The organism is Methylocaldum sp., from assembly GCF_039794385.1.
GTDB lineage: Bacteria > Pseudomonadota > Gammaproteobacteria > Methylococcales > Methylococcaceae > Methylocaldum.
Genome location: NZ_JBDIVO010000184.1, coordinates 1 through 9385 on the forward strand (window position 1 = coordinate 1; position 9385 = coordinate 9385).

General features: G+C 58.1%; 9 protein-coding genes and 1 pseudogene. 3 read left to right on the forward strand and 7 right to left on the reverse strand.

Annotated elements, in window-relative coordinates; all coding sequences use genetic code 11:
* Nucleotides 1-61 precede the first annotated feature (61 nt).
* The 6 genes from ubiB to hslV all read right to left on the reverse strand — a co-directional run bounded on the left by ubiB (nucleotide 62) and on the right by hslV (nucleotide 5489).
* Nucleotides 62-1684 carry a ubiquinone biosynthesis regulatory protein kinase UbiB gene (gene ubiB / locus ABJK70_RS15135; RefSeq protein ID WP_347258377.1) on the reverse strand — a complete coding sequence of 541 codons (1623 nt, stop codon included), beginning with the start codon at nucleotides 1682-1684 and terminating at the stop codon, nucleotides 62-64.
* A gap of 13 nt (nucleotides 1685-1697) precedes the next feature.
* Nucleotides 1698-2351, reverse strand: coding sequence for an SCP2 sterol-binding domain-containing protein (locus ABJK70_RS15140; RefSeq protein WP_077728850.1), 654 nt, complete (start codon nucleotides 2349-2351; stop codon nucleotides 1698-1700).
* Nucleotides 2352-2356: 5 nt separating this feature from the next.
* Complete coding sequence (gene ubiE, locus ABJK70_RS15145; RefSeq protein ID WP_077728851.1) at nucleotides 2357-3106, reverse strand: bifunctional demethylmenaquinone methyltransferase/2-methoxy-6-polyprenyl-1,4-benzoquinol methylase UbiE; 750 nt, start codon at nucleotides 3104-3106, stop codon at nucleotides 2357-2359.
* A gap of 105 nt (nucleotides 3107-3211) precedes the next feature.
* Nucleotides 3212-3589, reverse strand: a complete 378-nt coding sequence (locus tag ABJK70_RS15150) for a DUF971 domain-containing protein (protein ID WP_077728852.1) — start codon at nucleotides 3587-3589, stop codon at nucleotides 3212-3214.
* Nucleotides 3590-3603: 14 nt separating this feature from the next.
* Nucleotides 3604-4929, reverse strand: a complete 1326-nt coding sequence (gene hslU / locus ABJK70_RS15155) for an ATP-dependent protease ATPase subunit HslU (protein ID WP_077728853.1) — start codon at nucleotides 4927-4929, stop codon at nucleotides 3604-3606.
* The gene (gene hslV / locus ABJK70_RS15160; protein ID WP_077728854.1) at nucleotides 4926-5489 is read right to left on the reverse strand and encodes an ATP-dependent protease subunit HslV; all 564 of its coding nucleotides are present in this window, start codon (nucleotides 5487-5489) and stop codon (nucleotides 4926-4928) included. The genes hslU and hslV overlap by 4 nt, the downstream gene beginning before the upstream one ends.
* Here hslV and ABJK70_RS15165 point away from each other — a divergent pair.
* Together ABJK70_RS15165 and ABJK70_RS15170 are read left to right on the forward strand one after the other, a co-directional pair.
* Nucleotides 5475-5675, forward strand: coding sequence for a hypothetical protein (locus ABJK70_RS15165; protein WP_133717771.1), 201 nt, complete (start codon nucleotides 5475-5477; stop codon nucleotides 5673-5675). The two genes, hslV and ABJK70_RS15165, sit on opposite strands and share 15 nt — an antisense overlap.
* The gene (locus tag ABJK70_RS15170) at nucleotides 5638-6837 is read left to right on the forward strand and encodes a class I SAM-dependent rRNA methyltransferase (protein ID WP_077728855.1); all 1200 of its coding nucleotides are present in this window, start codon (nucleotides 5638-5640) and stop codon (nucleotides 6835-6837) included. Before ABJK70_RS15165 ends, ABJK70_RS15170 begins: the two co-directional genes overlap by 38 nt.
* On the opposite strand, the gene ABJK70_RS15175 is transcribed toward ABJK70_RS15170, so the two are convergent.
* Nucleotides 6832-9036 carry a cyclic nucleotide-binding domain-containing protein gene (locus ABJK70_RS15175; RefSeq protein ID WP_347258378.1) on the reverse strand — a complete coding sequence of 735 codons (2205 nt, stop codon included), beginning with the start codon at nucleotides 9034-9036 and terminating at the stop codon, nucleotides 6832-6834. The genes ABJK70_RS15170 and ABJK70_RS15175 overlap by 6 nt on opposite strands.
* Nucleotides 9037-9196: 160 nt before the next feature.
* On the opposite strand from ABJK70_RS15175, the pseudogene ABJK70_RS15180 reads away from it, so the two are divergent.
* Nucleotides 9197-9385 (forward strand): annotated as a pseudogene (locus tag ABJK70_RS15180) (serine endoprotease DegQ); the annotation flags it as partial.

Below are 9385 nucleotides of genomic sequence, written 5' to 3' on the forward strand. Positions count from 1 at the left end.
GACCTACTCGGTGACGCAGAGCTCGTAGGCCGACAAACCCGCCGCCATGCTGAATCGTTCGTTAAAGCCAGGCGCCGACGAGAAGGAGTACGCCCAAAGCGCCGGCTATTCCGGCGACGGTCAGCGAGGCGGCGGAGCCGGACAGGACGGCCGCGCTGATGACAAGGGCGCCGCCGGTGATTCCGGTCAGCGTGCGCCGCCGGTTCTGGGTGATTTCCCGATGGATCTGTTCGAGTTCCCGCGACTGGAAAGTCACCGTCAGCTTTCCGGTTGCCGCGTTTTCCAGCATCCGATGGATCAGCATGGGCATCTCGGGCCAGCTTTCCGCCCATTCCGGAAGCTGCGACTGGATTTTTCTCAGGCCGGCTTTGGGTCCCATTTCGTCCTTGAACCAACGTTCCAGAAATGGTTTGGCGGTCTGCCAAAGATCGAGGTCCGGATAGAGGTCGCGCCCGAGTCCTTCGATATTCAGCAGGGTTTTTTGGAGCAGCACCAGTTGCGGCTGCACTTCCATATCGAAGCGGCGGGCCACCTGGAACAGCCGCAATAACAAATGGCCGTAGGAGATGTCCTTTAACGGTTTTTCGAAGATCGGTTCGCTCACGGCGCGTACGGCGGACTCGAATTCCTCGACGCGGGTGGTTTTGGGAATCCATCCCGATTCGATATGCATCTCCGCGACACGGCGGTAGTCGCGGTTGAAAAAGGCCAGAAGATTTTCGGCGACGTAACGCTTGTCTTCCCGTGAAATGCTCCCAACGATGCCGAAGTCGACGGCAATGTACTGAGCGGGCGGCGTGACGAAGATATTGCCGGGGTGCATGTCGGCATGGAAGAAGCTGTCCCGCAGCACCTGCGTGAAGAAGATTTCCACTCCTCGTTCCGCCAGAAGCTTGAAATCGACGCCTTCGCGTTTCAAGGTTTCCACGTCGCTGACCGGAATGCCCGATATGCGTTCCATGACCAAGACCTGCCGCCGCGTGTACGGCCAATAGATCTTGGGAATGTAAAGTATCTCGGAATCCTCGAAACGGCGCCGCATCTCGGCGGCATTGGCCGCTTCACGGACCAGATCGAGTTCGTCCAGAATGGTCTTTTCGAATTCGGCGACGACCTCGATCGGCCGAAGACGCTTGGCGTCGCTCCAGAAGCGCTGCGCGAGCCGAGCCAACTCGTACAGCAAGGCGATGTCCGAGCGGATCTGCTTTTCGATGCCGGGTCTAAGCACCTTGACCACTACATCCTGACCGTCGTGCAGCCGCGCGGCGTGTACCTGCGCCACCGAGGCCGAAGCGAGCGGCGTCTCTTCGAATTCGGCGAAAACCAGGCTGACCGGCTGTCCCAATGCCTGCTCGACGATGGCTTTGGCATCGCTGCCGGGGAAAGCCGGCACGCGGTCCTGAAGCTTGATCAATTCTTCGGCGATGTCGTCCGGCAGGAGATCCCGGCGGGTGGACAGGGTTTGGCCGAATTTGACGAAAATGGGACCCAAGTCTTCCAACGTTCGGCGGATCCGAACGCCGCGCGGTTCGTCTTTGGCGCCCAGCCAATAGTTCGGGGAAAGGGTGCCGACAAAGCGGATCGGCCGAAACAGGTGAGTGGCCAGCACCAATTCGTCCAGGCCGTGACGCACCAGCACGCGTTGAATGTGCAGCAAACGCCGGATCTGTTTCGGTCGAATCACGGGCGAGATGTTCCTAGGCAGCGGATTCGGAAGACGAGGAATCAGACGGCAGCGAGCACCGAAGCCGCTCTATCCGGGCTTTGAGGCGGTCGAAATCGGCGCGAAGCCGGTCGACTTCGGCGTAAAAGGCGTCAGCCTCGAATTGCGCCGGCAATTCCCGGCTTTCTTCCTGCCAATATTCAGCAAGGTCGAGTCTTAAGGTGTTCAGGGAATCTTTGGTCCAACCGAGCCCCGAGCGAACAAGGTCGAAGCAGGCGGAGGCGAAGGCTCGGCCGGTATATTGGGCAAGGTGGGCCTCCCAGTCGACGTCCAGCTTCTCGAACAGCGCCTGGAAGCGGCGCGCCGTGTCCATGTCGCCGTCGATTTCGATGTCGCCGGAAGAGAGGAGTTGCCTGGCCGGTTCGCCGAACCTGAGCTTGGCAAAGGCCGGAATCGAACCGGCCAGAGTAACGTCCGGCCGGCCGCCGAAATCGCCGAGAATTTGTACGTCCGAATCGGTCGGGCAGAAATAAATCGACAGCTCGAACGGATGCAGTCGAAGCTCGATGACTTTGCCCGCGATCGGGGCCAGTAGTTCTCTGTTGCCTGAATCCAGGCTCAAATAGTGCGCGACCGCACGCTCCAGCGCTTCGGCAAGAATACCGGCCAACACCGGATGACGAGCCATCACGGTCAGACCTTATAGCCCCGGTGGACGGCGACGACGCCGTGGGTCAGGTTGAAGTATTCACAACGTTCAAAACCGGCTTCGAGCATCAGCTGCTTGAGCTTTTCCTGGTTGGGATGCATCCGGATGGACTCGGCCAGATATTTGTAGCTTTCGGCATCGTTGGCAATGAATTTGCCGAGCATCGGCAGGACCTTGAACGAGTAGAGATCGTAGACCTTTTTGAACAGATCCCCCTGCGCTTCGGAGAATTCCAGTATGATCGCCCGCCCGCCCGGCTTCAAGACGCGGTGAATCGAGCGAAGCGCGACCTCCTTGTGGGTTACGTTGCGTAGACCGAACGCGATGCAGACGCAATCGAAATAATTGTCCGGGAACGGCAGCTTTTCGGCGTCGATCTGCGCATAGCTGACGTTGTCGACCACGCCCTCGTCGATCAGCCGGTCGCGGCCGCGCTTCAACATCTCGGCATTGATGTCGGAAAGAACGACACGGCCGTTCGGACCGACCCGTTTCTGGAAGAGAGACGTCATGTCTCCGGTGCCGCCTGCAAGATCCAGAACCTTTTCGCCGGAGCGCACGTGGCTCAGCTGCAGGGCGATCCGCTTCCAAATACGATGAATACCCAAAGACATGAGGTCGTTCATGACGTCGTACTTGCCCGCGACCGAGTCGAATACGGCCTTGACCATTCTGGCCTTTTCGTTCGCGGGAACCTCACGGAAGCCGAAGTGGGTGGTTTTTTGATCGTTCATTCGTAAGTGGCCGGATGGTTTCTTGATGATCGCCTGGCGAGATATGTGTTGATCTTATACTTCAGCGTGGATCGGGACGTGATCTAAATCACCTTCTCGGCGCCTTTATCGGCTCCGAAGCGCCTCGGTTCGACGTTCGTATCCCGCTTGCTCCAGTTTTTTCAAATACTCGTTCCAGAGTTCCGCCTGATGCACGCCCAGATTGTACAGCATCTCCCAAGTGTAGATCCCGCTATCGTGGCCGTCGCTGAAGCTGGGGGCGATGGCGTAATTGCCCACCGGCCGGATCGCCGTGATGGTGACATCCTCTTTCCCGAGCTGGAGGACCTCCTGGCCCGGTCCGTGGCCACGAACCTCGGCGGACGGCGAATAAACCCGCAGGTATTCGCAGGGCAGTTCGAAGCGGGAACCGTCTTCAAACGCGATTTCGAGTACCCGCGATTTTTGATGGAGCTTGATCTCGGTGGGCAGGGGCGCAGCCATGGCGGGACTGCCGGTTAAAGGATATAGCGGCTCAGGTCTTCGTCCTGGGCCAGCTCGGACAAATACCGGTCGACATACTGGGCGTCGATGACCACGGACTTTCCGGCATGATCCGGCGCTTCGTAGGAGATCGTTTCCAGAAGCCTTTCCAATACGGTGTGCAGCCGTCGGGCGCCGATATTCTCGGTGCGCTCGTTCACTTCCCAGCTAATCTCGGCGATCCGGGCGATGCCGTCCTGAGTGAACTCCAGTTCGACGCCTTCGGTGGCGAGCAACGCGGCGTACTGTTCGGTCAAGGAACTGGCCGGTTCGGTCAGGATGCGGATGAAATCCTCCACGGTCAGTGCGTTCAGCTCCACCCGAATGGGCAATCGCCCCTGAAGCTCCGGAATGAGGTCGGAGGGCTTCGACAGATGGAATGCGCCGGAGGCGACGAACAGGATGTGATCGGTCCGGACCATGCCGTATTTGGTGCTCACGGTGGAACCTTCCACCAAGGGCAGCAGGTCGCGCTGCACGCCTTCGCGCGAAACATCCGGGCCTCCGTACTCGCCGCGCTTGCAGATCTTGTCGATCTCGTCGATGAATACGATGCCGTTTTGCTCCACCGACTCTACGGCGCGCAACTTGATGTCCTCCTCGTTGATCATCTTGGCCGACTCTTCCTCGCGAAGGAGCTTGAGCGCATCCTTGACCCGCAACTTGCGAGTGCGCGTGCGTCCGGTGTGCAGGTTCTGGAACAGGCTCTGGAGCTGATTGCTCATTTCTTCCATGCCGGGCGGCGCCATGATTTCCACGCCGATCGGTGCGGCGCTGACTTCGATCTCGATTTCTTTTTCATCGAGTTCGCCGTTACGGAGCTTTTGCCGGAATTTCTGGCGTGTCGCCGATTCCGGGGCCTGTCCTTCTCCGCCCCAGCCCGAGCCGCCGGGCAGCAAAGCGTTCAAAATCCGTTCTTCGGCCGATTCTTCGGCATGGGTTCGTACCTTCGCCATCTCGGTTTGGCGCGTCATTTTTACCGCGGCATCGACTAGGTCGCGAACGATGGATTCCACATCGCGTCCGACGTAGCCGACCTCGGTGAACTTGGTCGCTTCCACCTTGATGAACGGCGCGTTGGCAAGCCGCGCGAGGCGGCGGGCGATTTCGGTCTTGCCGACGCCGGTCGGACCGATCATGAGGATATTCTTGGGCGTGATCTCTTCGCGGAGCGCGGGTTCGATTTGCATACGCCGCCAACGGTTGCGCAAGGCTATGGCGACCGCGCGTTTGGCGGCGGCTTGACCGACGATGTGTTTGTCCAATTCGTGGACGATTTCTCGGGGAGTCATGTGCGTCATGGGTGTTCGTGCAGTTCCCGTTGCATGTCCAGTTCTTCGATAACCAGATTGCGGTTGGTATAAATGCAGATATCGGCGGCAATTTGCAGCGACTTTTCGACGATGTCGACAGCGCCCAATTCGGTATTTTCCAACAGTGCGCGGGCGGCTGCCTGGGCGAAGGGCCCTCCGGACCCGATCGCGATGAGGCCGTTTTCCGGTTCGATGACGTCGCCGTTGCCGGAAATGATCAAGGATGCTTTCGAATCGGCGACGGCAAGCAAGGCTTCCAGCCGGCGCAGCATTCGGTCGGTGCGCCAGTCCTTCACCAATTCGACCGCCGCTTTGGTCAGGTTGCCGCGCTGCTTTTCCAATTGGCCTTCGAAGCGCTCGAATAAGGTGAACGCATCGGCGGTTGCGCCGGCAAAACCCGCGAGCACGCGGCCGTGATAGAGCCGGCGGACCTTGCGGGCATTACCTTTCATGACGGTGTTGCCCATAGTCACCTGGCCGTCGCCGCCGATGACCACTTTGTCGCCGCGGCGGACGGACACGATGGTAGTGCCGTGAAACTGTTCCACAAAATTGCCTGCTTAGAGAAAACCGCCATTGTACACCATCCGGCTCGCCGCGGCCGCCGGCCGAAGCGGGCGCTCGGTTTTTTAGATTCTGCAAAGGATGGAATCGTGCGAGATAATGGCGAACTATTTTTTATTTTCAGCGACAGTTATGAGCCAGTTACCTTCGATACGCCTCAAGAAAAATGAAGAACGACGCCTGCGCGGGGGCCATTCGTGGATTTTCAGCAACGAGGTGGATATCTCGGCGACGCCGCTCAAGATTTTCGGGGCGGGTGATTTGGCTATCGTGGAGAGTTCACGCGGGCAAGTCTTGGGCATCGCCTACGTCAACCCGGCGTCGCTGATATGCGCCCGTCTTTTGACTCGGGACGTGCACGCGGAGATCGATCAGGCCTTCTTTGAACAGCGCTTGAAGCGCGCCCTGCAATTACGAGAACGGGTGTTTTCCAAGCCTTTTTACCGGCTGGTATACGGCGAAAGCGACGGGATCCCCGGGGCGGTGGTCGATCGTTTCGGCGATGTGTTCGTCATTCAGACGAATACGGCCGGCATGGAGAAGCTTCAGGAACCTCTGGCGGCTGCGATCGAGGCTTTGTTCGGCCCGAGCGCCATTGTCTTGAAAAACACGTCCAGCCTCAGAGCCTTGGAAGGACTCGAGACTTACACGCGCATCGTCAAAGGTGCTCTGGAGGAGGCAATCGAAATCGAAGAAAACGGCGCACGATTTCAGGTTGATCCGGTCGGCGGCCAAAAAACCGGCTGGTTTTTCGATCATCGCGAGAGCCGGGCCGTGTTGGCGAAGCTTTCACGCGGTCTGCGCGTACTGGACCTTTTTTCATACAGCGGGGCGTGGGGCGTGCAGGCGGCGCTCGCCGGAGCGGGAAGGGTCGACTGCGTGGACGGCTCGGAGGCCGCTTTGGCCTTGGCGGCCGAGAATAGCCGGCTCAATGGTGTTATGGAGAAAATGCAGTTCGTCAAGGACGATGTGTTCGAATTTTTGAAGCGGGCAAGGGAGGAACGGCTGCGCTACGACGTGATCGTGCTCGACCCTCCGGCTCTGATCAAGCGCAAGAAAGATGTCGGTCAAGGCGTAGAAGCGTACCGGCGGCTGAATCAAGGCGCGATCCAGGTATTGGCTCCGGGCGGCATACTGGTATCCGCATCCTGTTCATTTCACTTGCAGCGGGAGACTCTGCACGATCTTTTGCGGGCGACGGCGAGAAGTTTGGATCGCCATCTGGTCTTCTTCGGACGCGGTGGACAGGCGCCCGATCATCCCGTGCATCCCGCGATTCCAGAGACCGAATATCTGAAAACCTTTTTCTGCCATATCGGCGAGAGCTTATGAACCCTGCATCGGCGCGGAGGACATCGGGTTGGGCGGGATACGCTCGGGGGATGCCTGACTGGTTTGCGTCAGCAAGCGGCTGAGGAATTTTCGGCCGGATGCCGTGCCGAATAGCCCGCCAAAGACAAGCGCCGTCAGCAACAACGTTATCACGAGGGTTACCGGGAATGTGACGGCGAATTCGAAGTGTAGTTTCTTCTTCTGATCCTCATTGCCCGCTTGCGCTGCGGACGCGGCGGATTCCATAACGGCCAGCCGGGTCCGGGCCGATTGAAGTGCCTCTCTGAGCTGGTTGCCTTCCTCCTCCATGTCACGCAGTCTGGCTTGCAGCGCCATCAGTTCGTCGCCATGCTGGCGGCGCACGGTGTCCAACTCGGGATTGTTTCGAGCTCCGGCATTTTTGGCATGTTCCGCCAAGAGGAGCTCATAATTTTCGCGCAAGGATAGTAGCGCGGCTTCTCGATCGCTTGCCAGTTCGCGAGCCTTTTCGAGTTCTGCTTTCAAAGAGTCGATCTCTCCCTTGGCCTTTAGCAATCGCTCTTCAGCCTGCTGATACTTTTCTGTGACGGATGCGACAGACGAAACAATATCGCCGGCTTTGGTCAACTGCTTTTCCAACGCATGGGTTCGAGAAACCGCTTCTGCGGCCGTGTTTTCGGATGCCGCCAAACGCTCGGCGAGATCCCGTTCCCGTAAAAGACTTTCTTGTATTGTTGCTTCGAGTTCCCGCAGCCGGCGCTGCAATGCGGCCGACTGGTCTTCCGAATCCCGGCTTTTCTTCCGCTCAGAGGAGAGTAGCGCATCCAATGTCGGTGCATGGTCCATTGAAGAAATTGGACCGAGCGATTCGCTCTCCCGAGACGCTGGCTCCGCAAGCGGGGCAGTATCGAGAGTGGTTCGGGTTTCTTCCGAATCTTCGGTTCGGCCGCCTTCGTAGTCCGCCGTCTCATACAGACCGGACAATAGCCCTTCTTGTCGAGTTGAATCCTGGGCGATGTCAGTGTCCATTTCGAATGTTGTCAAATCGGACTGCCCCGGCTGAGATGCCGAGTACGTTGGGGCGGTCGACGAGCGGGAGGGAGACCATTTTGTCGCTTCGACGACCAAGTGATCCCGTGGCACGTTGCCGATACCGCCGGCCAGCACGTGAGCCTCGAAGCCGTACCGAATTAGCAGGAAAGCGGAAGCCTCGCTGAGCCGTCCGTCTTCGCAAACCAAAAGGTATTTGCCTTGCCGGTTCAGGGTGGGAAGCATCACCCGCAGTGAAAAGAACGGAATATTAAGGCTTCCCGGCAAGCGGCCCTGCTCGTAGACATCCGGCGCTCGGACATCCAGCCATACCGCATCGCGACTGGCCATTCTTTGGGCGGTTTCGAAGTCGACATGAGATATCACCGGTTCCTTAAGGAGCTTGATAAAACTGGCTTTGTCCAGTCTCAGCAAAATGCCGTCGGTCACCATAGTGACCGTCACATTGCGCGGGTCTCCGGAAATGAGGGAATCCTCGCCGAAGGTATCGCTGATTTTTAGCGTGGCCAGCTTGATCTCTTTGGCGAGCCGCGACGGCTTGCGGGTTAGGGCGCAGCGTCCTTTCTTGATGATGTAATAAAAGTCGCCGGGGTCGCCTTGACGGCAAATGACATCGCCCGCTTTGACTTCAATTTCTTCGAGACTGCGAAGAATGGCCTGAATGTTCGCCGGAGACAGGCGCTGAAAGAGCGGCGACTTGAGCAGCGCCGTCATCCAGTCGCGCGTGGGTTCCTCCGGAATGTCGCTGACCTTGTACGTAGGCACGTCTCGGTTGAGTTCCTCCTGTTGGTTTATGATTTCCGGTTTGATCCTGACGTATCTGACGGTATCGTTCGCAACAGCCGAAACTTTGCGCGGAATCTGGTGGGCCAGGGCGAATCGGGCCGTATCCGTGCCGCCACTGATCGAATCCATTTCGACTCCCCCTGCCTGCAGCGATATCGTGCCGCTCAACAGGTACACGAACTCGTTCTTCGTTTCTCCTTGTCGAAAGAGAATGGAGCCTTTCGGCGCCTCATCGATCCGGATCTGTGAGCAGAGCTGCTCGAATCGGCTATCCGAGAGCGTATTCAGTGGAATCAGGCGGCGCAATTCCTGTGCATCAGAGGCGCTCAAGGCAGGGGGCATGTTCGTGTTGCTAGAGTATTCGAATTTGTGGACTTCGAGCATCGATCGTTTCCGGCATCCGAGCCGATAGCATTGTTGTTCGGTTTTCCTACGCTTCCATATAATAGACCATCCCTCCGTAAGCACTTTGTGATGTCTATCAATTATCGTTGGCCAAGGATCCGGGCCATTCAATCTTCTTGAAACGACCGAGGTATAACGAATGAGCGATAACCGTCGATTGCTTCCGCTTTTTTTGGCCGGTCTGCTGTTATTTCTGAATGCAGCGTATGCGGCCTGGCCGACCAGCGTGGATGGCCAACCCCTGCCTAGCCTTTCGCCTATGCTGAAGAAGGCGACGCCGGCTGTGGTGAATATTTCGACGCGTACGCAGATTCAAGAAGCCGAGCAT

Excerpts from the sequence above, each read along its gene's own strand:
- ABJK70_RS15140 (WP_077728850.1), bottom strand. The coding sequence starts at position 2,351 with ATGGCTCGTCATCCGGTGTTGGCCGGTATTCTTGCCGAAGCGCTGGAG.
- ubiE (WP_077728851.1), bottom strand. The coding sequence starts at position 3,106 with ATGAACGATCAAAAAACCACCCACTTCGGCTTCCGTGAGGTTCCCGCG.
- ABJK70_RS15150 (WP_077728852.1), bottom strand. The coding sequence starts at position 3,589 with ATGGCTGCGCCCCTGCCCACCGAGATCAAGCTCCATCAAAAATCGCGG.
- hslU (WP_077728853.1), bottom strand. The coding sequence starts at position 4,929 with ATGACGCACATGACTCCCCGAGAAATCGTCCACGAATTGGACAAACAC.
- ABJK70_RS15170 (WP_077728855.1), top strand. The coding sequence starts at position 5,638 with ATGAGCCAGTTACCTTCGATACGCCTCAAGAAAAATGAAGAACGACGC.
- ABJK70_RS15175 (WP_347258378.1), bottom strand. The coding sequence starts at position 9,036 with ATGCTCGAAGTCCACAAATTCGAATACTCTAGCAACACGAACATGCCC.